General features: G+C 44.7%; 24 protein-coding genes. 6 read left to right on the top strand and 18 right to left on the bottom strand.

The window, feature by feature from the left end; translation table 11 throughout:
- Positions 1–200: 200 nt before the first annotated feature.
- From OCU50_RS14995 to OCU50_RS14980, 4 genes are all read right to left on the bottom strand, one after another.
- The gene (locus OCU50_RS14995; protein ID WP_082710304.1) at positions 201–1,808 is read right to left on the bottom strand and encodes an ABC-F family ATPase; all 1,608 of its coding nucleotides are present in this window, start codon (positions 1,806–1,808) and stop codon (positions 201–203) included.
- Between the two features lie 292 nt (positions 1,809–2,100).
- On the bottom strand, positions 2,101–2,784 hold the full coding sequence (locus OCU50_RS14990; RefSeq protein WP_060466734.1) for a putative ATP-dependent zinc protease: 684 nt from the start codon (positions 2,782–2,784) through the stop codon (positions 2,101–2,103).
- A gap of 11 nt (positions 2,785–2,795) precedes the next feature.
- Positions 2,796–3,980 (bottom strand): amino acid aminotransferase, encoded by a 1,185-nt coding sequence (locus OCU50_RS14985; RefSeq protein WP_060466733.1) that lies wholly within the window; start codon positions 3,978–3,980, stop codon positions 2,796–2,798.
- 225 nt (positions 3,981–4,205) lie between these two features.
- The gene (locus OCU50_RS14980; protein WP_060466732.1) at positions 4,206–5,048 is read right to left on the bottom strand and encodes an AraC family transcriptional regulator; all 843 of its coding nucleotides are present in this window, start codon (positions 5,046–5,048) and stop codon (positions 4,206–4,208) included.
- A gap of 132 nt (positions 5,049–5,180) precedes the next feature.
- Here OCU50_RS14980 and OCU50_RS14975 point away from each other — a divergent pair, with 132 nt between their 5' ends.
- The gene (locus OCU50_RS14975; protein WP_060466731.1) at positions 5,181–6,566 is read left to right on the top strand and encodes an MATE family efflux transporter; all 1,386 of its coding nucleotides are present in this window, start codon (positions 5,181–5,183) and stop codon (positions 6,564–6,566) included.
- Between the two features lie 114 nt (positions 6,567–6,680).
- On the opposite strand, the gene nrdG is transcribed toward OCU50_RS14975, so the two are convergent.
- Positions 6,681–7,151 (bottom strand): anaerobic ribonucleoside-triphosphate reductase-activating protein, encoded by a 471-nt coding sequence (gene nrdG, locus OCU50_RS14970; RefSeq protein WP_060466730.1) that lies wholly within the window; start codon positions 7,149–7,151, stop codon positions 6,681–6,683.
- Between the two features lie 158 nt (positions 7,152–7,309).
- Positions 7,310–9,430 carry an anaerobic ribonucleoside-triphosphate reductase gene (nrdD, locus tag OCU50_RS14965; RefSeq protein ID WP_060466729.1) on the bottom strand — a complete coding sequence of 707 codons (2,121 nt, stop codon included), beginning with the start codon at positions 9,428–9,430 and terminating at the stop codon, positions 7,310–7,312.
- 303 nt (positions 9,431–9,733) lie between these two features.
- Between nrdD and OCU50_RS14960 the strand changes: the two genes are divergently transcribed.
- Positions 9,734–10,609, top strand: a complete 876-nt coding sequence (locus OCU50_RS14960) for an endonuclease/exonuclease/phosphatase family protein (protein ID WP_060466728.1) — start codon at positions 9,734–9,736, stop codon at positions 10,607–10,609.
- Between the two features lie 99 nt (positions 10,610–10,708).
- Here OCU50_RS14960 and OCU50_RS14955 read toward each other — a convergent pair whose 3' ends face one another.
- The 5 genes from OCU50_RS14955 to OCU50_RS14935 all read right to left on the bottom strand — a co-directional run bounded on the left by OCU50_RS14955 (position 10,709) and on the right by OCU50_RS14935 (position 14,703).
- Positions 10,709–11,140 carry a YeeE/YedE family protein gene (locus tag OCU50_RS14955; RefSeq protein WP_060466727.1) on the bottom strand — a complete coding sequence of 144 codons (432 nt, stop codon included), beginning with the start codon at positions 11,138–11,140 and terminating at the stop codon, positions 10,709–10,711.
- Positions 11,140–11,601 carry a YeeE/YedE family protein gene (locus tag OCU50_RS14950; protein WP_082710303.1) on the bottom strand — a complete coding sequence of 154 codons (462 nt, stop codon included), beginning with the start codon at positions 11,599–11,601 and terminating at the stop codon, positions 11,140–11,142. Before OCU50_RS14950 ends, OCU50_RS14955 begins: the two co-directional genes overlap by 1 nt.
- A gap of 185 nt (positions 11,602–11,786) precedes the next feature.
- Entirely contained in the window at positions 11,787–13,019 is a 1,233-nt protein-coding gene (locus tag OCU50_RS14945; protein WP_060466726.1) for a glycosyltransferase, read from the bottom strand.
- Between the two features lie 99 nt (positions 13,020–13,118).
- Entirely contained in the window at positions 13,119–13,583 is a 465-nt protein-coding gene (locus OCU50_RS14940; protein WP_060466856.1) for a GNAT family N-acetyltransferase, read from the bottom strand.
- Positions 13,584–13,605: 22 nt separating this feature from the next.
- A complete protein-coding gene (locus tag OCU50_RS14935; protein WP_060466725.1) occupies positions 13,606–14,703 on the bottom strand; it encodes a ketoacyl-ACP synthase III in 1,098 nt (365 codons plus the stop codon).
- Positions 14,704–14,825: 122 nt separating this feature from the next.
- Here OCU50_RS14935 and trxC point away from each other — a divergent pair, with 122 nt between their 5' ends.
- Positions 14,826–15,260, top strand: a complete 435-nt coding sequence (gene trxC / locus OCU50_RS14930) for a thioredoxin TrxC (RefSeq protein WP_060466724.1) — start codon at positions 14,826–14,828, stop codon at positions 15,258–15,260.
- A gap of 485 nt (positions 15,261–15,745) precedes the next feature.
- Positions 15,746–16,897 (top strand): MFS transporter, encoded by a 1,152-nt coding sequence (locus tag OCU50_RS14925; RefSeq protein WP_060466723.1) that lies wholly within the window; start codon positions 15,746–15,748, stop codon positions 16,895–16,897.
- A 232-nt stretch (positions 16,898–17,129) separates the two neighbouring features.
- On the opposite strand, the gene OCU50_RS14920 is transcribed toward OCU50_RS14925, so the two are convergent.
- Positions 17,130–18,023 carry a helix-turn-helix domain-containing protein gene (locus tag OCU50_RS14920; RefSeq protein ID WP_060466722.1) on the bottom strand — a complete coding sequence of 298 codons (894 nt, stop codon included), beginning with the start codon at positions 18,021–18,023 and terminating at the stop codon, positions 17,130–17,132.
- A gap of 50 nt (positions 18,024–18,073) precedes the next feature.
- Here OCU50_RS14920 and OCU50_RS14915 point away from each other — a divergent pair, with 50 nt between their 5' ends.
- Positions 18,074–19,471, top strand: a complete 1,398-nt coding sequence (locus OCU50_RS14915; RefSeq protein ID WP_060466721.1) for an MATE family efflux transporter — start codon at positions 18,074–18,076, stop codon at positions 19,469–19,471.
- Positions 19,472–19,576: 105 nt separating this feature from the next.
- Here OCU50_RS14915 and OCU50_RS14910 read toward each other — a convergent pair whose 3' ends face one another.
- Positions 19,577–19,972, bottom strand: a complete 396-nt coding sequence (locus OCU50_RS14910; RefSeq protein WP_060466720.1) for a nitrous oxide-stimulated promoter family protein — start codon at positions 19,970–19,972, stop codon at positions 19,577–19,579.
- 3 nt (positions 19,973–19,975) lie between these two features.
- Entirely contained in the window at positions 19,976–20,491 is a 516-nt protein-coding gene (locus OCU50_RS14905) for a GNAT family N-acetyltransferase (protein ID WP_060466719.1), read from the bottom strand.
- Positions 20,492–20,588: 97 nt separating this feature from the next.
- Here OCU50_RS14905 and OCU50_RS14900 point away from each other — a divergent pair, with 97 nt between their 5' ends.
- Positions 20,589–20,813, top strand: coding sequence for a DUF2986 domain-containing protein (locus OCU50_RS14900; RefSeq protein ID WP_060466718.1), 225 nt, complete (start codon positions 20,589–20,591; stop codon positions 20,811–20,813).
- 120 nt (positions 20,814–20,933) lie between these two features.
- Here the strand turns inward: OCU50_RS14900 and OCU50_RS14895 are convergent, their stop codons facing one another.
- From OCU50_RS14895 to OCU50_RS14880, 4 genes are read right to left on the bottom strand one after another with little or no spacing between them, the layout of a single operon-like run.
- Entirely contained in the window at positions 20,934–21,857 is a 924-nt protein-coding gene (locus OCU50_RS14895) for an ABC transporter substrate-binding protein (protein WP_060466717.1), read from the bottom strand.
- 2 nt (positions 21,858–21,859) lie between these two features.
- The gene (locus tag OCU50_RS14890; protein WP_017058243.1) at positions 21,860–22,735 is read right to left on the bottom strand and encodes a metal ABC transporter permease; all 876 of its coding nucleotides are present in this window, start codon (positions 22,733–22,735) and stop codon (positions 21,860–21,862) included.
- On the bottom strand, positions 22,735–23,469 hold the full coding sequence (locus OCU50_RS14885) for a metal ABC transporter ATP-binding protein (RefSeq protein ID WP_046223550.1): 735 nt from the start codon (positions 23,467–23,469) through the stop codon (positions 22,735–22,737). Before OCU50_RS14885 ends, OCU50_RS14890 begins: the two co-directional genes overlap by 1 nt.
- The gene (locus tag OCU50_RS14880; protein WP_060466716.1) at positions 23,469–24,404 is read right to left on the bottom strand and encodes a metal ABC transporter solute-binding protein, Zn/Mn family; all 936 of its coding nucleotides are present in this window, start codon (positions 24,402–24,404) and stop codon (positions 23,469–23,471) included. Before OCU50_RS14880 ends, OCU50_RS14885 begins: the two co-directional genes overlap by 1 nt.
- Positions 24,405–24,410: the final 6 nt, after the last annotated feature.

The following is a 24,410-nucleotide window of genomic DNA, read 5'->3' as shown; positions in this document are numbered from 1 at the left end:
TAGGTTTTATGAATAAGCTAGGTTTCGTCACTAAGTAATACCAATCACAGTAAGTAAGTGATCAGTTATTTACTACGATTGGTATAATAAGTAGCTGGACGAATTAAATACAAAAAGCCCCGAACAAATTAATGTTCGGGGCTTTTTTTGTTAGTTTCGCTAGCTTTTAGTCATTAAAAACCCTAAGCCAGCAACTTACTCTATAAATTAACCATCAACATCTTTTTTTGATGATCTAGGTACTCTTCATAAGTGCCTTGGAAACTGACCAATTGTTGGTCTTTCACGTCGATAATGTGTGTCGCCAGCGACGAAACAAACTCACGGTCATGGCTTACGAAGATAAGCGTGCCAGTGTAAACCTTCAACGCGTCGTTCAGGGCTTGGATTGCTTCCATGTCCATGTGGTTGGTTGGTTCATCCATTACAAGCACGTTGATGTCTTGCATCATTAGCTTGCCGAATAGCAGACGGTTCTTCTCACCACCAGAACAGTTACGAGCTTTCTTATTTGCATCGTCAGCCGTAAACAACAGACGACCAAGAATGCCACGTACCATTAGGTCATCGTGCTTCACTGTACGCCATTGTGAGATCCAATCGAAGATGCTCAGATCGTTATCAAAATCCTTAGTGCTGTCTTGTGGGCAGTAACCTACAGAAGCATTTTCAGACCATTTAACGATACCTTCGTTCTGCTCTAGCTCTTGAACTAGACAACGTAGCAGCGTGGTTTTACCCACACCGTTCTCACCGATAACCGCAAGGCGCGTACCCGCTTCAAGCAGTAAATTACCACCAGCAAACAGTGTTTCACCATCGAAGCCGTGACCAAGTTCTTGAAGTTCAAGCGCTTGACGGTGTAGTTTCTTACCTTCACCGAAATCAATTGATGGGCTCATACGGCTCGATGATTTCACTTCATCAAGCGTGATTTTGTCCATTTTCTTAGCGCGTGAACTTGCTTGCTTCGCTTTCGATGCGTTAGCACCAAAACGGTTTACGAAATCTTGCAGTTCGCTGATTTCAGCTGCTTTCTTAGCATTGCTTGCTAGAAGTTGTTCGCGAATCAAGCCAGATGCTTCCAGGAAGTACTCGTAGTTACCTGGGTAAATACGCAGTTCACCGTAATCGATGTCCGCCATGTGCGTACACACAGAGTTCAGGAAGTGTCTATCGTGCGAGATGATGATCATTGTACATTTACGCTGGTTTAGCTCTTCAGCAAGCCAGTTGATCGTGTGAATGTCCAAGTTGTTGGTTGGTTCATCAAGAAGTAGGATATCTGGATTTGCAAATAGCGCTTGTGCCAATAGCACACGCAGTTTCCAACCAGGAGCAACTTGCTGCATCAGGCCGAAGTGGAACTCTTCCTCGATACCCGCTTGAATCAAGATGTCACCCGCGCGGCTTTCTGCTGTATAGCCATCCATTTCTGCGAATTCGCTTTCAAGCTCAGCGACTTTCATACCATCGTCTTCACTCATTTCAGGTAAAGAGTATATACGGTCACGTTCTTGTTTTACTTCCCACAGCTTTCTGTCGCCCATGATTACAACGTCGATAACGCTGTATTGTTCGAATGCGAACTGATCTTGGCTTAACACACCCAGTTTTTCTCCTGGAGTGATAGAAACGTTGCCCGAACTTGGCGTTAGTGCGCCACTTAGGATTTTCATGAACGTTGATTTGCCGCAGCCATTAGCGCCGATCAAACCATAGCGGTTGCCGTTACCAAATTTAGCAGAGATGTTTTCAAACAGCGGCTCTGCGCCAAATTGCATTGTGATGTTCGCGGTAGATATCAAAGAACTAATTCCTAAGCGTGTACTGACACATAATTATTAAGCAGAAAGACGTGCCTATATAAGAAGTACGAAAGTATGGGTTAAACATAAAACGAAGCGCGGATTATATAGAGATCAGGATCACATTGTCGAGGTTAAACGGTGAAAGGATGGCGAACAGTGCAAAATTAAATACAATTCCTCTGTTATTAGGCCATAAATAGAAAAAATCCCCATTAATTTCATTAACAGGGATTCGATTAATCAAAAACAACAGAAGCGTCCTATTGAGGACGAACTCATGCTCTTAATTCTATTTAGTTATTTTCTTCTGGACGTATTTTTGGCTTACATCGACAACCGCAATATCTCTAAAGAAGCTTCTACCCAACAGAAGTGGGAAAGAAAGATGCGTTCGATCTGCTAGCGTAAATTCCGTTTTATCTTTTAGATCACCAATTTGAATCGCGGCAACGACAACAGCGCGTCGTTGTGTACCCTCAGCGCTTGACTGCTTGATCTTAACCCAACGCTCTACAGGTAAGCTGATTTCTTCAGTTGTGATGTTGTCATGTTCAATTTTGAACTTAACCCAGTCTTTGCCGTCACGTTCAAAATCGACAATATCAACCGCACTGATTGATGATGTTGTGGCACCTGTATCGACACGTGCTTTAAACGCTTCTTTTAAACCAGGAACAAACACCCACTCTTCTGCACCAAGAATCAGTTTGCCATCGTTCGTTTTTCTAACCTTTTCTACCGGCTTTTCAACAGGCACAGGTTTTACCTCAGCTTCAGTTGGTTTTACTTCTTCAGGCTTCTCTGTAGGCTCTGTGACTTTTTCGCCTTCTGCTGCGTCAGCTTCTGAAGAATCATCCACAATAGGTTGTTCGACTTGAGGCTTTTGCTCTGGCTCGACAGGTACTTGAGTTGTCGAGCAAGCAAAAAGACCGCCACTTAACATTAGGACTATAATCGCTTTCCAATTATACATTCAGTCACCTTCTATTTTGATACGTTGGCTATCGCTTTTGCTACGTAAGGAATATGCGATTCAGAAAGACCTGCAATATTGATGCGTCCATCACCAACACCATAGATGCCATACTCTTCACGTAACTGATTCATTTGAGTTTCTTTAAAGCCTAGTACAGTAAACATACCTTTATGGCTTTCAATGAAATCAAATTGTGACGTGTTATAAGTATTTCGCAATTCATCACATAAACTTTGGCGCAAATTTAACAAACGCTGCTGCATTTCACTCAACTCTTGCTTCCAAACCTTCGTTAGCTCTTGATTCTGAAGAATTGTTTTCACTAGAGCCGCACCGTGATCGGGTGGCATAGTGTAAGTTGAGCGAGCCAGCGTAAGAAGCTTACCTCTTGCGTTGCCAACGTGTTCGTTGTTCTTACCGATAACGATCGCCGCACCCGTTCTTTCACGGTATAAACCGAAGTTTTTCGAGCAAGATGTTGTGATCAGCATTTCTTCAACGTTGTTAGCCATGTGTTGAAGACCTTTCGCATCTTCTTCTAAGCCGTCTCCAAAGCCTTGGTAGGCAATGTCAACGAACGGTAAGAAGCCATTCTTTTGCGATAACTTAGTGATTTCTTGCCATGCTTCAAAGTTGATATCAGCCCCCGTTGGGTTATGACAACAACCGTGCAGTAATACCACGTCTGATGGACCTGCTTTTGCAAGGTCTTCCAACATTTTTGCAGTGTCTACTTGCTTCGTTTCAGGACTGAAGTAATTGTAGTAGCGAACTTTTAAGCCTGCCGCTTCCATCACCGGTTTGTGGTTAACGTAGCTTGGGTTTGAAATCCAAACTGTGGTGTCTGGTTGAGAAACTTTCATTAAGTCGCCCAACATACGAAGTGCACCACTTGCACCCGGTGTTTGAATCGCTGCTACGCGATCCATTGCAGAAGTCCCTTTAAGCAGCAGATCAACCATGCTCTGGTTAAACTCTTCACAGCCTGCTAGGCCAACGTAAGCTTTGGTTTTCTGAGTCTCAACAACGATATCTTGAGCCTTAGACACGGCTTTCATGATCGGAGTTTCGCCTTGGTCGTTTTTGTAAACGCCAATGCCTAAATCGACTTTATCAGTACGAGTATCGCCGCGGTAAGCAACAGAAAGAGATAGAATTGGATCTAAAGTTGGTTTTGGTAGATGTGAAAACATGAAAGTCACAACCCTTTGAAATTCAAGTAATGGATTTCACGTTAACATTTTCGTACTAAAATCAGAAACATTTTTTAATAGAAGCGCTTAGTTACCATAAGTAATCAGAGATTGGTCGTTTCAAACGGATAAATAGTGCAAATTTCAATCACCTAATGACCCATTGCACAATTCAAAGCGCTTTATTTCTATGTATCGACACGTCTTATGTTGCCATATGCCCTATTAAGATTGAGCACTCTGTTTGAATTGCCTTGGTGTCATTCCTGACCATGCCTTAAACCGAGTGCTAAAGTTAGCGGCATTTGGGTACCCTACTATCTCGCCAATGTGTTGAATCGACCAATCACTCGACCTGAGCAGTCTTGCAGCGTATTCCATCCTCATACGCATAATATGAGTCATCGGGCTATGAGAGTAATAACGTTGGCACAAGCGGTGGAAGTGCGGCTCTGAACACGGAAATAGGTTGGCTAGCTCATGCACATTCCACTCTTTATGAAGCTGCTTTTGGACGCTGTCGAACACTCGTCTCAAGCGAATCAAATTTCGAGACTGTTGCTGCGGGACTGGCGCATTAATCATGAATTCTATTTGGGCTACGCTGTGAATGGCAATCGCTCCACCGAGATCAATGGGCAAGGCAATACTTCTCAACAAGGTATGAATGCAAGACGAAACAACTTCTGCGGCTGGAGAGAGCGTATAACTCACCTCGTCACTGACGACATTCTCCCATTGCTTATCAGGCGAGAGAAAGATCCACGCTATCTGCCATGTTTCTTCTTCAATACCAAAACCGTTCTCAACGCCTACGGGCACAGTAATGCACGACCCCGGCTCTAGAATGTATCGACATCCTTCGCTTTCGAGCCACCCTTTGCCTCTCACGGTGTACAGCAGCATATGTTTTTGTTGGTTCTTTCGATAAACAGAAAAGAAATCACGGCACGATGCTGTCCCACATTGAACAATACCGAGCTCTTCGAATGCCAATACATGGCTTTGATCGACAAACTCTTGATGGGTCTTTTCAGAGATCTCGTACCGTTCTTGTTTCTCGCTCATACCGTCGCTAGCTCGTTCATGTTGCCGAAGCACCAAAGTGGATAGTTTGGCAAACGTTTGTGATGAACCTGAACAATACAGCTAAAACAAATGCCGATAAACTTCTCGCATATTCACTAGAGGGGAAATGCGATGCTCTCGACATATCGTCATTTAGACAAAGAATTTTGGCAAAAGCTATTACACATCGGTTTACCTGTCTCACTGCAAACCATGTTGTTTTCATTGCTCGGCGTGGTCGATATTTTCATGGTCAATGAGCTTGGTGATGCGGCAACCGCAGCAGTTGGCGTTGGCAACCGTATCTTCTTCTTTAACTTAATCATGGTTTCCGGAATCAGCGGTGCCGTCAGTGTGCTAGCTTCGCAATATTTTGGAGCGGGCGATTTCAATGGCATTCGACGTGTCCTGTCGCAATCTTGGGCTCTGTCTATCTTTGCCATCATCCCTTTTGTTTTGATTTACACATTGGTTCCTGAATCAGTCGTGTCTGTGGTGGCCTCAGACCCTGATTACGTCCGCTTGGCAACGGATTACCTATGGATAACAGGAGCCAGCCTTATTGGTACCGTGATCGTCGTACCGCTAGAAAGCGCATTGCGATCGGTCGGTGAAGCCAAATTGCCAACCAAGATCAGTATCTGGGCGATCATCGTTAATGCGATTCTCAATGCCCTGCTGATCTTTGGACTGTTCGGTTTCCCAGAACTCGGCGTGGTTGGCGCGGCGATTGGCACCACGGTATCTCGATTCTTTCAGACGATTGCATTGCTTGTTATGGCGAGAAAACATTACGCGCATCTATTCCCTACAATTGAGAGTTGGCGTGACGCAATCTTACCTAAGAACAGAAAGAAGTACTTTAAGATTGCTATTCCTATGTTAGTTCACGATACGGCATGGGCTGGTGGAATACTGATTTACAACGTCATTGTAGGGCAGATTGGGGTTGGTGAACTGGCAATCATTTCACTGTTGTCGCCAGTGGAAAGTATCTTAATTTCAGCCTTCTTAGGCTTTGCCGTTGCCGCCTCGATCATTCTAGGTAACGAGATCGGCGCGAAGAATTATCAACGTGTTGAAAACACCGCTTGGGGCTATGTACTTGTGAGTTGTGCGCTTGCGACGTTATTGGCGTTGCTGTGTTTTATCGCCAAGCCAGCCATTATTCAATTAATCGATTTAACGCACCTGCAACTCAAAGATACTGCCGTCAACGTCGCCTTGGTGATGGCGGCTGGGATGATATTGAGGGTATTCAACATGGTTGGGATTGGAGGTGTTTTAAAAAGTGGTGGTGACATCAACTACAGCATCTTCATCGACATATTCGGCCAATGGGCAATTGGTATTCCCCTCGCCTATTTCACCGCTTTAGTGCTGGGATGGTCTTTAGAGTGGGTGTTGATGATTGTGTTACTGGAGGAGTTAGCGAAGATAGCTTTAACTAGCCAGCGGATTCACTCTAAGAAATGGATCAACAACTTAATAGAAGAGCCAGATCAGGTCGCTGCTTGAATGGCAGTTTGAGCGAATAAACGGCAAGAACTCACACCCAAGGGCCGATTGGTTGCATTGCGCTAACCATGACGCCCTTTTTCGTTTTACGAGTGTGCTAAGTCACGACAACTATTATATGTCAGTGAATCGATGGATGATTTGGTTTGAACTACCACGCCAATCTAGCATTGGATCCGCTTTATCTTGCTCAAAACGACCATCAATCAAAGTATCAACGTATTCCAATACTTGCTTCTGCTTTTCATCCAATTCGTCGAGCTCGTAACCCGTCCACATCCAGATATCTTTGCCTTCACATTCAGCTTTCACACGCTGAACAAGTTTAAGTACTTCAGACACATTCGCAGGATGGAGCGGATCACCACCAGAAAGCGATAAACCACGACGTTTAATTCGCGGATCATTGAGATCAGCAATGATGTGGTCTTGTAGTTCTTGAGTGAACAAATGCCCAGAATCCAACCTTTGCGTCGACTGGTTATAACACCCGCGACACTTGTGTACACAACCCGACACAAACAAGGTGCAACGTGTTCCTGGGCCATTTACAACGTCGATTGGGTGGTATTGATGATAATTCATAAGGCAGTATTGAAAACTCGTGATGACTTAATGGTTAACTTAAAAAGTAGCGAGAAGTGCAACAAATGAATTGGTATCGACATAACGCCGATACCAATCTTATGTCTTGAAGCGTAGCTCTGTTAAGCAAGCTAGCTAGCTAATGATCATAGAGCTTACTAAAGATGCTTAACGCGACGTTTAACTTCTTCTTGCTTACCGAAGTTAAATGGTCGTGCATCTGGGCTACCAAGGTAACCACAAACACGGCGTGTTACCGATACTTTCGTTGAGTCATGGTTGCCACACTTAGGACACGTAAAGCCCTTACTTGTACAATCGAACTCGCCGTTGTAACCACACTCGTAGCACTCATCAATCGGTGTATTCGTACCGTAGTATGGTACGCGTGTGTAGCTGTAGTCCCATACGTTTTCTAGTGCTTCGATGTTCTTCTGCATGTTAGGGAACTCACCGTAACAGATGAAACCGCCACTAGAGATTTCAGGGTAAGGCATCTCGAAATCGATCTTGTCGTATGGGTTCACTTTCTTCTGCACATCTAAGTGGAAGCTGTTGGTGTAGTAACCACGGTCTGTTACACCATCAATTACACCAAACTCTTTGGTATCGATGCTGCAGAAACGGCTACATAGGTTTTCACTTGGTGTGCCGTATAGGCTGAACGCGTAACCTGTCTCTTTAGTCCAAGATTCCACTTCACGTTTCATGTACTCCACCAGCTCAAGCGCTTTAGCACGCATTTGGCCGTCGTCGTACAAGTGAACGTCTGTGCCGTAAAGTGCCGTCATCGCTTCATGGATACCAATGTAACCAAGAGAAACAGACGCACGGCCGTTCTTGAAGATATCAGCGATAGAGTCGTCTGCTTTCAAACGAACGCCACATGCACCTTCCATATATAGGATCGGAGCAACACGTGCTTTCACATTTTCTAAACGAGAGATGCGAGTTTCTAGAGCACGACGAGCCAGTTTCAGTTTTTCATCAAGCAGTTCGTAGAACTTAGTCATATCTTGCTTTGCGTTAATCGCGATACGTGGCAAGTTCAGGCTAACTACACCTAAGTTGTTACGGCCTTCATGAATCAGCTCACCGTTTTCTTCATATGTGTTCAAGAAGCTACGGCAACCCATCGGCGTTTTGAATGACCCTGTCACTTCTACTACTTTGTCGTAGTTAAGAATGTCTGGATACATACGCTTAGACGCACATTCCAGAGCTAATTGTTTAATATCGTAATTTGGATCTTGCTTCTGGTGGTTCAAACCATCTTTGATTGCAAACACCAGTTTAGGGAACACGGCTGTTTTTCGGTTCTTACCCAAACCTACGATGCGGTTTTTCAAGATAGATTGCTGAATCAGTTTTGAACCCCAGCTTTCGCCTAGCCCAAAGCCAAACGTCACAAACGGGGTTTGCCCGTTAGCGGTGTGCAGTGTGTTTACTTCGTATTCCAAAGATTGGAACGCGTCGTAACACTCTTTTTCAGTACGAGAGATAGCAAAAGCTTCTGGGCTATGAATGTCCCACTCTTTCGCTAGTGATAAATGCTTCTCGTAGCTCGCCATTACGTAAGGTTCTAGAACCTCATCGATACGGTTAATCGTAGTGCCGCCGTAGATGTGGCTCGCCACTTGCGCGATGATCTGCGCTGTAACCGCTGTCGCCGTAGAAATCGACTTAGGTGTGTCGATTTCTGCGTTACCCATCTTGAAGCCATGCGTTAACATGCCTTTCAGGTCGATAAGCATACAGTTAAACATTGGGAAGAACGGAGCGTAGTCTAGGTCGTGGTAGTGAATATCACCACACTCGTGAGCTTGTACGATGTCACGCGGCAAAATATGGGTTTTCGCATAGTGTTTAGCCACGATACCCGCCAGCAGGTCACGCTGAGTTGGGATAACTTTGCCATCTTTATTGGCATTCTCATTGATCAGAACAACATTGCTTTCTTCGATCAAACCTTCGATTTCACGCGTTAAAGCGCTTTGCTTTTCACGTGCGATGTCGCGGTCATGCCGATATTCAATGTAAGCACGAGCCAGAGACTTATAAGGTCCCTGCATTAGCTCGTTCTCGACCATGGTTTGAATTTCAGAGATATGAACTTCATCGTAGTCTTCGAGCTTCAACTCAACTGCTAATGCCACATTCAGTGCATAAATAGCAATTTCCTTATCGGACTTGTCTGATGCTGCTTCCACTGCAGCTTGGATGCGATCTCTACTGAATGGAGCTCTTGAGCCATCACGCTTGATTACGATTGATTTCACCACTTCTCCTTACTCTTGAGGTATTCACAGACTTATCCACAAACACACTATATAGAGCGATTTGTCGTTTAACTAACACTAGATATTGTGGCGTATTTAACGAGAACCACCAACTTTGAGTATTGATTTGGATCAATAAAAAGAGAACGCTGACTAAGATCAATTCAATATTATTACGCAAGTTCTCAAGTCGAAAAGAAACAATGTAACAATAAAAAAACTGCTAAAAAGAGTTGAATTTTTGGTAAGTGTTGTAGGATAAAGGCTCATCTATATTGGCTGACAAAATTAGGGATATTTGGCATGAAACGACTTCAAAACTGGATAATGTTAGGTTGCTTACTCAGTAACCACGCGTTTGCTGAACCTTTTACCATCACCAGTTGGAATATCGAATGGTTATCAACCAACGGGGCTGTGAATAAGTTTTCTGACCAACGTGATCAAGCCGATTTCGATAAACTCGAACAGTACTTCCAGTCTTTAAATGCCGATGTGGTTGCTTTCCAAGAAGTCGATAACGTAAATGCCATTCAGCGCGTGGCTGGCAATCAATATAAGATCTTAATGTCCGACCGAGCATTACCAGAAAATAGTAACCATCAGTTCAAAGAAGTGAATCAATACACTGGCTTTGCGGTTCGTAAAGGAATCACACTGACCGACTACGCCGACTTTCCTCTGGAGTCGAGTGCTAACAGCAAGCTCAGGTTTGCCAGTTATGTGGTCGTTGAAACAGACTCAAAACCAATTCACATGTTGTCTGTGCATTTGAAGGCAGGCTGCAGCGGAGCGTATAAGTCTAACCGCGATTGTTCACGCCTAAAAGACCAAGCTCAGCGACTGAATGAGTGGATACAACAGAGAGAACGTAAAGGTGAAGCGTACGCGATTCTGGGCGACTTTAACCATAACCTCTCCTATTCAAGAGATTGGATGTGGAAGGATTTAACTGAAAGTACCGATGCTCGTTTGGCGACAAGAAAGACCCGTGCAGATTGTAAGGTTCGCTCAAACCGTAATAACCATCGCACGCATCAGTTCCGTTCTGTGATTGACCATATTGTGGTGAGCGATTCATTAAGTGCCTCACCAGCGAAGCAAAAGGTATTTGAAACGCAAGATGTACTGGATTACAAACTCAGCGACCACTGCCCAGTATCAACGACCATCAAATAGTAGATATAGATGTAAAAAGGCTGACGGGCTTTCTTATTAAAGCGAGTCAGCCTCTCAAATGCTCATATCAATCCTATTCGATCAGCGATAAATTTAGCACTAGCAAGTTTTATCCGTTCGACCTGCCAACCACATTCCCACCAGCATGCTTATCATAAACACCCACACTGTTGGGTTACCGCCACTGAGACTCGTCACCGCAGGCCCTGGACAAAAGCCTGCAAGCCCCCAACCTAGTCCAAACGCTGTTGAACCTAAAATCAACTTTCTGTCGATTAATGGATTGTTGCGGCTATCTAACGGTTCACCATTAATCGCTTTAGCACGCTTTTTAATGACCAAATGATAAAACGGTGCAAAGACCAATAGCGCGCCACCCATGACGAATGCCAAACTAATGTCCCAGTTACCTGTAATGTCTAAGAAACCGAGTACCTTCTCAGGATCAACCATGCCTGAGATGATCATTCCCGAGCCAAACAAGATTCCAGCAAGTAAGCCAACAAAGATAGTAAATGAAGAATTTTTCATTATGCCCCCAACCCCATCAGGTTCTTGATAAGCACGGTGACTATTGCTACACCCATGAATACACACGTTGCGATAATTGAACGTTTAGACAAACGTGCCATTCCGACAATGCCATGCCCGCTGGTACACCCATTCGCCGTTTTAGTGCCAAAGCCAACTAACAGACCAGCAATAACGACCACCAAGAGGTTCATCTCTTCCAGTTGAGGGAGTTGGTAACCGGTAGGAATTAGCAACCAACCGCTTACGACCATTCCAACAACAAACGCGATACGCCAACGCTTTTCAGTGTTTTCTGTATCCGCGTCTTCACTCTCTTTTTTACTGGGGCCAACTGGCAACAGTCGGCTAACAATCCCACTAATGCCAGCAACTCGACCAATGCCCAACATTAAAACAATGGCCGACACACCTAACAGCATGCCACCGAAAAACGCATCCAAAGGAATTAAACTAAGCACAGACCTCTCCTATTCACAAACATCATAAACTCATAACAACCTATAAATTAGAGTTTACTAATAAACATAAATTAGTCAATGCTAATGTAAAGGCGCTATATTTCGGTTTGTAAAAAGCTTGCCGCATAAAAAAGCCCTTAGACGTTAACCTAAGGGCTTAAGATTTATTCTGTCTTTGTTAACAGTTATTTGATCTTGTTCTTCTCAGCAATCCACTGCGACATGTACTTAGTACTTGCCATGCTGTGGTGCTTGAGCATCGAGCCAAAGAAGTTATCCAGTCGATGAGAATCAAGTTCAGACTCTAACGCAGTTAATCGCTCAATCAATGTGTCGCCCAGTTGATTCTGTTCATAGTACGCTTCAAGAATTGAGTGACACTGGCTTTGAGCCTTAAGCCACTTCTCTTCATCTTTATAGAGAGCGACAGCTTGTTGAACAAACTCATCGATATCATCAGCAACCGCGCCCGGCCATTGCAATTCGCCTTGCGGTAGCATGCCTTCACTGCCGATCTCGCTTGTCACGTTTGGAGTTTGCAGCTTCATTGCATCAAGCAACTTACCTTTAATGCCAGCACCAAAACGTAATGGCGCAACACAAACACGCGCCTGTTCCATCACTTCTTGAGCGTCTTTCGCCCAACCTTTGATATGGAAACCGGTTTTAGGGTTATGCAAAGCCGTTGCTTTCGGCGGCGGGTAAGATCCGTAAATATGAAGCTCAGATTCAGGCAACTGCTTACGAATCTTTGGCCAAATCTTCTGTAATTGAAGTACAGCATCCCAGTTCGGTGCATGTCTAAAGTTACCTATCGTCATGAAATGCTTACGTTCTTCAAAGCTTTTTGTACTTTCAGGCAGCGTAGTGAGGTCAACCATGAACGGCAGATGATGTAATAGCTTTGGATCGATATTAAACTCAGATTGCAGCAATTCCATCTCGTAGCTTGAGATGATCAACGAAAGATCACAGCGCAGAATCGCGGCAATTTCACGTTTCGCCAAATCACTGTACAGGTGCTCTTTGGTCAGTTCTGTCTCTTTCTTAACGGCTTCATGTCGGGCATTACGTAAGAACTGTAAATCTTCAGTATCCAACAGCTTAAACGCGTTCGGACATACCTTCTCAACGCGCCAACCGAACTGCTCTTCCATCATAAAACGGTCAAACATCACGATATCTGGCTGCAGCTCTTCGATGTATTGGTCAAAGCTATCGCAATTTAACTGAATAGATTGGCTTGTGATTCCCTCTTCAGAGAGATCAATCATGTGCTCGGTTTCTTGAGCTGGCGTTGCAAATTCAACGGACCAGCCTTGCCTCTTAAACAGGCGTAAAAGTGACATCATATGGCTGCCAGCCGCCGATGAATTCGGTTCTGGCCAAACGTAGCCAATTGCTAAAACTTTCTTCAAAACACTTCCTAAGAAATAACAAAAGGGACTGTAGAAGTCCCTAATTAAACGTAAATCGATTTATACCGCTGATTATAATGAGTTCTAAGAACTCAGCGATCAGATTCGCTCACCTACATTGCGAGCTATCATAAGCACTTCATCCGCAGAGTACAGGTTTGAAATCGTGGTTTCGACTTCTGCACCTAACGTCGATTGATAAAGCTTTTGTGCAAAGTTGTCTGCTCTGGTGGTCACTAATACATGTTTTAGTGTCGAGCCTTGCTCTGCTAGTTTCTGCTTCACTTGCGGCAAGGAGTCTAGAATCAGCTTTTTACCCAACCCTTGCCCCTGCGCGCTCGGTAACACGGCAAGTTGCTCTAGCTCCAAAACAGCTTCAGGTCTAAACCCACTCTTCTGAACCCAAATAATGTAGCCGACAATCTCGCCTTCGTTCTCGGCAACGAAGTTAAGAAAGCGTGGCGCAGCATTTAAGTTACATTGTAACCAACCTTTCGAGCTTTGCTGTCGAACAAAAGTAGCTTGGTGAACTAAAGCCGCCCCATCGAGGTCGGCTTCTGTCATTAAACGAACTTGCACCATGCGGCTACTCGTTCTCAGAATTAGGACGCGTTTTACAGTGTAAAATGGCTCTTTCTAAAAGCTCTAAAGCCGACTTATCCGCTTCTGGCAGCTTAGCGTCCGATTGGCCTAACGGTTCAACACGGCTACCCCATTTAATATGACCAGCCCCCCAAGTTAAACCGGCACCAAATGCCGCAACAAGAATGTTGTCGTTAGGTTTAACAAAGCCTTGCTCTAACGATTCACACAATGCAATTGGCACAGTCGCAGCCGACGTGTTGCCGTAGTTTTGAATGTTCACAAACGCTTTTTCGCGATCGATACCCGCCATATCACACAGAGTTTGAATGATTCGGATGTTAGCCTGGTGTGGAATCACAACATCGATGTTATCTGTTGAGATGCCAGTACGGCTCAATACGGTGTGCGCTGCAGCACCCATGCCTTTCACCGCACGTTTGAAGATCTCTTTGCCTACGAAATCAAAGTCCCAGTAACCGTTGTCAGCCGCGAAGCGATCCATAGAAGTACCGAACTTTGGTACTGCTAGAATATCGCGGCCTTCGGCGTCACAACCGATCTGAGCTTCTTGTAGGCCAACTTGCTCTTCAGTGCGAGATAGAACCACAGCGCCAGCGCCGTCACCGAAAAGAACCGCAGTATCACGCTTGGTCCAGTCGATGAAGAATGACAAGCGCTCTGCACCCACAACGATTGCATTGCGGTAATTGCCCGCTTGAATCAGTCGAGTTGCCGTTTCAACGCCGTAGATGAAGCCAGTACACGCTGCGTTAAGGTCGAAAGCCGCTGCACTCTTAATACCTAAGTTCTGTTGAACCTTAGACGCCGTATTTGGGATAAGAGAATCTGGACTGCACGTTGCAATGATCACAATATCGATATCTTCAGCTGTCAGGCCAGCACATGCCATTGCATGCTTGGCTGCAACGGTCGCTAGCTCAGAGGTATTTACATGACTGATACGACGGTTTTCGATACCAGTTCGAGTACGAATCCACTCGTCAGACGTATCAATAAAAGTGCTTAAATCATCATTGGACAACACAGCTGGTGGCAGACACTTTCCCCAACCTGTAATCTCAGCGTAAAATTTTGTCATCATTTACCTATTTATTGTTTGTTTTTATTTAAGTATCGTATCCTAGTTTTAAACAGTATAAGCGCTCCGTACGCAATTCGTAAATCGAGTTAGCCACAGAGTTACAATAAAAAGAGAAAGTTATGTCTACATTCAACACACGTTGCCCTTCTTGCGGTGGCGTAAACCGAGTTCCTTCAGAACGAATTTCAGAAAGCCCAACTTGTGGTAAATGCAAAACAGCACTGCTAGACGGTGCGCCTATCGAAGGCACTTCACTTAATTTCCAATCTATCTTGAACAGTTCACAGCCTGTAGTTGTCGATTTCTGGGCGACATGGTGTAACCCATGTGTGGGTTTTGCGCCAGTGTTCAGCGACGTTGCAAAAGAACGTTCTGGAGATGTTCGATTCGTTAAGATTGATACTGAAGCTCAGCAACAGCTTGCCGCAATGTATCAAATCAGAAGTATTCCGACGGTAATGGTCTTTAAAGACGGTAAACGTGTCGATACGATCAACGGTGCATTACCAAAAGGTCAATTTGATCAATGGCTTAATCAAGCTCTCACTAAGTAAGTTTACTCCGATTCTTTCAGTAATCAGCAAACAAAATAGGTTAAGGAGCCTTAATGGATAATACTCCTTAACCTATTGTAAATCTGACTGTTTTCTCTAACCTGTTCTTCTAACAATCAAACCGTAAAGCTAGGGTCTTCCGACAGCCGCGACCAGTTCCACATCGAGGTGGCACATCAACACTTCTTCGACTTCTCACGGATACACGCGTGTCTATATACGGTTCATTGAATTTGTTTTGTAACTAAGTTCAAGTCAACGGTCTCTTCTCTTCCAAATTAAAAGCCAATGAGAAAATAATTAACGGCTTTTCTAACCTTATAAATTGATACCAGATCATAAAATATCTTCATTGTATTTTGGTGTATATACGATAGATCTCTTTTATCTTAACGACCATTTTTATTCGTTTTACCCAATTCACTTTCTACTACATAGTCGCGGGAAATTCTTAATTTCTTTCACTTTAGATAGAGGCTCCTGCATTGGAAAACGTTCAACCACCAACTCGCATCACCGTTCCGGTTATTGCGCTGTCTTTTTACGCGATCGCTTCAGGTTACTTAATGAGCTCACTACCATTAATGCTTTCTGAGTATGGCTTAGACAGTAGTTTATCGAGTTGGCTGGCGAGTGCATTCTATGCGGGTCTACTGGCTGGTACGTTATTGATTGAACGTGCAATTGCTCGTGTTGGTCACAAAGACGCATTTGTGATGGCACTGAGCATTTTCATCGCTACAATCATTGTGTTACCAATGCTTCCACACCAGGCAGTATGGTTACTTGCTCGCTTTGTCGCAGGTGTATCTGTGGCAGGCATTTTCGTGATCGTTGAATCTTGGTTAATGAGCGGTGAAGAGTCACAACGAGCAAAACGCTTAGCTATCTATATGTGTTCACTCTATGGTGGCTCTGCTATTGGTCAGCTTGGCATTGGTTACCTAGGTATTACAGGCGGTGTCCCTTTCATCGCAATTTTCACCCTGTTGTTTGGGGCAATCATTGTATTAATATACGGACAAGCGACACCACCACCGATCCACGATGCGCAGTCTTTGTCTTTTAAGCAAGTCAGCAAGTTGAGCCACAGCGCTCTAATTGGTTGTATGGTATCGGGCCTAACGCTAGGCGCGATTTATGGCTTGATGCCTGTTGAGCTAGCTCAGCGCAACATTTCTCAATCTGACATTGGAGGCTTAATGGCTTTGGTTATTATGGGGGGTATGGCTGTTCAGCCTATGGTGACTTGGTTATCACGTTATGTAGGTCAAGTTCTGTTGATGGCTTTGTTCAGCTTACTCGGTGTCGCGAGCATTGCTGCATTGACTATGAATCACGAGCTTCAAATGTTAGGCATGAGCTTGTTTGTGTTGGGGATGGCGACATTTGCCCTTTACCCTATAGCAATTAACTTAGGTTGCCGTAACTTAGACCCAAGCTATCTGGTTTCAGTGACTCAAATCATGCTGCTTTGTTACAGCATCGGTTCGGTTGCAGGCCCACTAGTGGCAGACAGCTTCATGAATTCACAAGCAGGTCTATTTACTTACCTATTTGCGTCTCTGCTTGCGACAACTATTTACATGCTTATGGCGAGCCTCAAACGCTCTCCTCTTCAAATCGCAGGCGAGTAATTAAATCGCGTCTGTATAATTGAATTATAATCAAACAAGTCGCTGCATTGTGACAATTGATGATGTTTGGGGGCTCTTCATTCAGACTATTTAGTCTCAAGGAGAAGCCCCCTTTTCAATTTTAGGAAATCAACCTCGATAAGAAAGCCCACAAATACATAAAATTCGACGCCAAAATTGAAAAACATCAACATCACAACCTTCCTAACCCTTTAAACAAAAGAGCAGTCGCTTAACTTGTGACTCGGTGACTCTTTCGGTATTGACTTGGTGACAGCCCAAAATGCTTTTTGAAACGATGTGAGAAATTATAAGGATCTTTGTAGCCTAATCGATTGGCAATCATCGACACCGACCAATCTTGATGTTTCAACAAACTGGTCGCTTTGTCCATTCTAAGCTGGATCAACTTGCTACGAGGGGAAACGTTAAACAGCAATTTAGTCACTCGGTTTAGCTGTTCTTCACTAATAAACACCCGCTCCGCCATACCTGCCACTGTCCACGTTAAATGCAGACTACTTTCGATTTCGTTGTATAACGCTTGAACACGTGCCGTGGTGTTGGTCGATTTAGGCTCAAACCCCGTTAGGGTTCGAATGATCTCGCTCATGAGGAGTTTTCTATAACTTGCCCGGCCACCAATTTCAAAGTGAATCAAGTTCATCAGCGACCAAACCTGTTCGCACTCTCCGAAAGGCACAATACTCTGACCCAAGCCCGCAATATGTTGCCATTGCAATGTATCGGGCGTCAGCATCCACGCCATTTTCCAATAATTGTATTGAGGATCAAGCTCGAAGCGAAATGACGTTCCCGCAGGCAGAACCACAAGCGTGTATGGCGTGATGGCTTGTACCGAGGTTGAAGTGGTGAGGATTCCTCCTCCTTCTTGAGTAAAAATCAACGTATGAACATTCACAGATTCACGCTCAACCCAATACGCGTCATACAGCTTCGCCATGCCACCCATATAAACACCGCAGCTTTTCATCTCTGGGATATCTTCAACGGTCAAAAAACGTTCTTTGCAACGCTCTGCGAGAAAAACTTCATCTTGCCACGTTGTTTTAGGTTTCATAACATCAATGACGGATTCGCACAGGTTTTGTTGTTTTTTAAACATGTTGTTACTTCACTCAAGTCACTATAGTTCTGCCATAAATCGGAGAGCTTATGACAACTAACATCAACCCTAACCCATCTATGAATAACAAGCCAGAGAGCATCTTGCCTCGTATCGTGAAACTTGGTTTGCCCGTTGCTTTGCAAAGTGCACTGGTGGCTATTCTTGCCCTTGCTGACGTCTTAATGGTCAGTGATTTTGGTATGGAAGCAGCCGCCGCTGTGGGAATTGCATCAAAATGGCACTTCGTTGCGATTATGATTATGGCAGGGTTGGCCTCAGCAAACGGCACATTAGTCGCTCAATACTGGGGAAAGAATGACCGTAAAAGTGCGCGCACCGTGTCATCCATTGCAATGGTGTTTGGCTTAAAAGTTCTGCTGCCTGTCACTGCAATCATCACTCTTGGTTCCCAGTTTTTAATGATGTTGCAAACCAGCGATCAAACCGTCATTGAGCTTGGTGCTACTTATCTTTGGTACGGCTTCCCTGTTTTGCTGCTTACTCACATTGTGGTCGTGGTAGAAGCGAGCATGCGCTCATCAGGTGACACCGTCACCCCACTATTGCTTGGTGCGGTGACGATTGCCCTCAACATTGCGCTTAACTTCGTACTCATCAAAGGGGCCTTTGGTATTCCAGCGATGGGAGTTGCGGGTGCGGCACTAGCAACCACCCTAGCGCGCTTGATTCAAGTGGGCCTGATGTATGGCTACATGCGTATGCGCAACCATTGGTTATTAACCACGCCTAGCTCACCACATCGTCCATCACTTGGGTTGTCTTATCGTCGTATTGCCCTGCCGCTAACGATGAATGCGGTATTGTGGGCAATGGGGACGATGGCGTATCAAATGATCTTTGGTCATATGGGCACAACAGAACTGGCAGTCTTCTCAATGCTGGCGCCTTTTGAGTCGCTATGTTACTCGATTTTCTTTGGTATTTCGGTGGCATGTTCAGTGCTACTTGGTCACTCACTGGGTCGTGATGAATTTGATGAGGCAATGAGCATGGGGCTGACATTTATTAAGGCCGTGGTTGGGTTTGGCGCAGTTGTCGGCCTTATTCTCTTCCTAGGAAAAGAACACGTATTGAATTGGCTGAACTTAACGGACGAGAAACTATACCCACTCGCTTCGCCAGCGATGATGATCATGTGCTTTGCGGTAGTGATCCGTATGTTAAATATGGTGATCATCAACGGCATTATTCGTGCTGGTGGAGACAATGCATTTTGTCTGCGTATGGATTTCATTGCGATGTGGATGGTTGGTATTCCAGTGTGTGTTTACGGCGCGTTTGTCGCGGGATGGGATTTCAAATACATCTATGGTCTGATGCTCGTGGAAGAATTAGTGAAGCTCACTATCTGTTCACACCGTTACCTGAGTCGACGCTGGATCAACAACCTGACAGTGACCTACGAAGAACCACAAGCGGCGTAATCTCTTACGTTCAAGATTCTAGGTTTAGGCACCGACTATAAACACAAAAAGGTCTGATTTCTCAGACCTTTTTCATTTTTGGTACAACCGTTTTTAGATCGCAATTTACTTCTTGTTCATTCTAATATGGCGATTAGACACCTTTGGCAGTGGCTTCTCTGGCACCTTCCGTTTCTCATGAATCAGATGTCGAATCGCTAAAATAGGATGCTTAAGTAGCATTCTTGGCCCAGCATAGCGCATCACTAAACGCATTTGCTCTTTCGGATCCGGTTTATAGCAATGAATCGGACACTTGTTACAGGTCGGCTTTGCTTCGCCATAAGGACATCGATCGAGCCGTGTTTCGGCGTAACGTAACAATTGCTCACACTCTTCACATAACGCATTATTCTGGCGAACTTCATCGTGGTGATCTTTGCAGTAGATGTGCACCATCGCAATAACAGTTTTGTACTCCGTTGCGAGCTCGCCTTGTAGAATATTGTTGTGTTGGAACATGTTTTAATTACCTAATGAGAAACCGTACAGGTTGAGATTAACGCTTTCGCTTATCACATCTTCAACTCGCTCGAACACAAAGCCTAACTTAGTCAGTAGTGCGATGCTTCGAATATTATCAGAGGTAGTGATGGCAACTAAATGATCGATATCAGCATTCTGCTTAGCTTGTTCAATTATCGCCTCCGCTGCTTCTTGGGCAAAGCCTTGACCATAAAACTCAGGGACGAGACCATAACCAATATCATGCGACTCTAAGGTATCCCTTTTGATTAATCCGCAGATACCAATTGGCGTTGAAGAATCCTTGATTTCAACCATCAACAAACAGACGCCTCTCTCTTCATGCATCTTAAGAATGTTGTTTTCGATGTACTCCACAGCCTTTTCAGTATCGCTGATTTCCTTATCACCAATGTAACGCAGGAAATCTTCTGAGCTGTATAATCGTTGAATAAACGCCGCATCTTGATAGGTAATCATTCTTAATCGTAAACGTTCGGTCTCGACTGCCTGCATAGTGATATTTTCCTTGCTGAGTACCATGTAAATATTGAGTTCTAGAACTAAAATGATTATCCTCCACCGCCTAAACTAAATACAAGGCTATGCAGCAATGAACCGTAAGAAAAAAATTAATCAAATTCTAAAAAAGAAGCAGAAACAGGCGAATTCAAAACTGCATGGTAGCAACAAACCTCGCTACATTTCTAAAGCTGACCGCGCAAAAATGGAAGCGGAAGAACAAGAGAAAGCCGCTCAAGAACAAGTTGAGGGGGCAGTCGAAGCAACTGTTGAAGCTGAAGAAGCCGGTATCGAAACTGAAGAGAAAAAGCTGTAGAGTAAATTGTAAACTCGCAGTTCTCTTGTCTAACACTCTGAACGGAGCCAATGGACAAGTACAAAAAAGCAGCCTTTATTTGGGCTGCTTTTTTGATCCTACCGCTTTTAATTTCACTGATTAACTTTTGAAAGGCTGTACTTCCCAACGGGCAAATGGCGCTTTTGCGTTAATCCCTGCTCTTCCCCAACGGTCTACCGAGTCAACAACAAGAATTCGCTCATTAGGCACCAGTGACTTAATCAAAGTCGTAGGCTTTTTCGCGGTGACTAACCAAAGCGCATCGTCTTCAGAAAACATCTCTTTAAGCTTGGCTTTGTCTTGCTCAGTCCACTCAAGCTCAGCTTTGAACATGCGCTCTTCAACAAACAGTTGGCTGCCAGACGCAAAATCTTCCAAGCTTTCTGAAAGCAACAACACTGAATCTACGTCGTTATCCAATAACACCGCTTGTTGCTTGTTAATCAGTTCACGAACATCAAGCATCACGCGTTGTAGGTTGCTATCAATCGTCTCAGATTGTGCTGGCCACAATAACTTAAAGTCGTCAGCTACAATTGCCGCCATACGCGTTAAGTTAGTTGGGTTTAACCACGCGTATTTAGACACATCACCATTCGACAATGTAATCGCTGCAACACCTTGTGCTCGCGGTGTAATCGCTTGAGCCGCATCCACCTCAACCAAACGGATGTTACCTTGTCTTGCGTATACAAAGGTAGGATCAGCTTGCCAGATGGATGACAACGTTAACGCAACGGTCGCCTTTTCACCTGATTTAAGTACTTTGCTTACGCCCTTGGTACCAAACCAATTCGGCAGACGATCAATACCGTAGCGTTTTGGTGGTAGGTACTCGGTCGTAATGTCAGTGCCTTTGGTTAGCTCTGTTGCTAACGCGTAGGTCACGGGCGCACTGGTGAGGATATCCTCTGCATTTACGTTGAAAGACACGATTGGGGTACCTAACAATATGCTGCTGACTGCACTCACTTGAGCCGTTGCTTTTAGTGAACTTGAAATACGATTCATTAAAGAAGTCATGATTATGCCTTTCTTACAATTCGGTATAGCGTTGCCGCTAGGAAAAATGTTGCGGAAACGATGATGATTGACGCGCCGGATGGCACTGGCAGTTTTAGCTCCATAGGCAATACTGTTCCGACCAAACATGCGATAGTTGCCAACAACGCAGACAGTAAAACAAAGCTGCCCATGCGTTTGGTTAGCAGTCGAGCCGTAGCACCTGGGATCAGTAATAACGCGCCAACCAGAACCGCACCCACTATCTTCACGGCTGCAATCGTCACTAAGGTGATCATCATGACAAACAAGTAATCATAGAAACTGGTGTTGTAACCACGTACCTTGGCTATATCAGGGCTGATACAAGTCAGTAAAATACGGTTGAACGTTGGTATCAAGAGCAAAATGATGAGTGCGCAACTGCCTGCGAGAATCATCAAGTCTTGGTCCGTTACGGTAAGAATTGAACCAAACAGTACGTTCTCAAGCATGTGAATATTGATCTTACGTGCCACATACATCAGCAATGCCGCACCAACCGCTAACGCTAGTGCAAGGAAAACACCGACTAAGGTATCGTATGGAACGTTGGTCCTATTTCTTACAAAATGAAGAAGCAGAGCGAAGATCATACAGAAGCTAAACAAACCAATGATTGGGTTTTCTGGTGGCTCGCCAAGCAAAACACCAATAGCGATACCGGTTAACGCTGCGTGACCGACGGCTTCAGAGAAGAAGGCCAGACGCTTCGCGATCACCAAAGTACCAAGGCCACCTAGTAACGGGCCAAGTAATAACGCGGCAACCAGTGCATTCACCATGAACGCATACATGAAGCTGTCTGATAACCAACCCGCTTCAACACCAGTTACGGCAAGTTGTCGTAACCAATCCATTACGCCACCTCCTTCGAGTTAACGATGGCTGTACCACTGCTGTAATGCTGGAATAAGCTTTCAATTTTGCTTTGATGCAATACTTGTTCGTGTGGACCGCTATCAACCAAGAATCGATTAATAACATGTACGTTCGCTTCAAGGCGACGCACTGCGGTGACATCGTGGTGAACCGCAAGAATCGTGCGGCCTTCATCAACGCATTCACGAATGAGAGATTCAAGATAACGAACGCCCTGCTCGTCCATACCAGTAGTCGGTTCGTCCAACACCAGTAAGCTTGGGTTATCCAATAAGGCTTGTGCAAACAACACACGTTGTTGTTCACCGCCCGATAACTGCCCCATACGACGGTCACTACGAGTCGCCATACCCACACGGTCTAGCTGCGCTAATGCAAGATCCAATTGCTTGGATTTTCGACGCCAAAACAGTGGGATTCGAGTTTGATTGAGTAACACAAAATCCATGACCGTCAGAGGTAAGCTCGATTCGAAGGTCGCCTTTTGAGGAACATAACCAATACTTGGCTTTTCTGGCCAATGAATATTGATTTGTCCAGAGAAAGGCGTAAGACCAAGAACAGAACGCAGCAAAGAGGTTTTGCCACCGCCGTTTGGCCCCATGATCACGTGACACTGACCCGCTTTAAGTTCGAGCGAGATATCATCAAGAATCACATTGTTGTCGTATTGTAGACCGAGTTGATTAATTGAAATCGATGGACCCAGCATTATGCGTTCCCGCTTTTATCTTGGTTCGCTGCCGCAAATTTCATGGCTTCGATTAACGTTTCTAGGTTCTTCTTCATCTCAACTTCGACTTTATCGTCTTCATATTCGCCGTGCGTCATGTGAGAGAAACGGTAAAGCTGAACGCCAGTTTCCGCTTCAATGGTGTCAACAAAACGGTTTGGCATGTTGAGCTCGTAGAACAGAACATCAATGCCCGATGCGCGGATCTTTTCGATCGTTTCTTGTAGCTGGCTCGCACTTGGTTCAACACCGTGTGCAGGTTCTATCACTGCCGCCACATCAACACCAAATTCTTGAAGAATGTAGCCATAAGCATTGTGCGTAGTCGCTACTTTCATACCTGATGTATCTAACTCACCTAATGACAACATCGCATCACGCTTCATAAAGCGAAATTGCTTGGCGTACTTACGTGCGTTCTTGCGATAAAACGTAGCGTTGTCTGGGTCGAGTTTAGAGACTTCACTGGCGATGGTGTAAACCTTTTGGATCGTTGTCGAAAGCCCAACAAAGGTATGCGGGTTAACGGCACCTTGACCAACGGACTGGCCAAGAGCAGGAAGCAAAGGCACTTCCTTGTTTGCCTCAATCACGACTAAATCATCACGTTGCGCGGCTGAAATCACTTTAAGCGCAAAGTCGTCATGACCAATACCGTTTACTACGATTGCATCCATCTGGCTCAATCGCTTTAAATCATTGGGTTGTGGTAAATAATTGTGTGGGTTGAAACCTGCGTCAACCAAAGGAAGAATGTTCACTTTGTCACCCACCACCGCTTTTACATAGCTGTAGTAAGGTTGGAGGGTTATGCCAATCGTTAGCTTATCGCTATCGATCTTGTATTCTTTTGCCAATGCATTGGGTGTCATTAACACCGCCAATAACGACATGAACAGAGTCATAATTCGCATAGTAAA

It is taken from the genome of Vibrio toranzoniae (genome assembly GCF_024347655.1).
Classification (GTDB): Bacteria; Pseudomonadota; Gammaproteobacteria; order Enterobacterales; family Vibrionaceae; genus Vibrio; species Vibrio toranzoniae.
The sequence above is the reverse complement of the archived record's forward strand: the minus strand, read 5'-3'. Positions and strand labels throughout refer to the sequence as shown.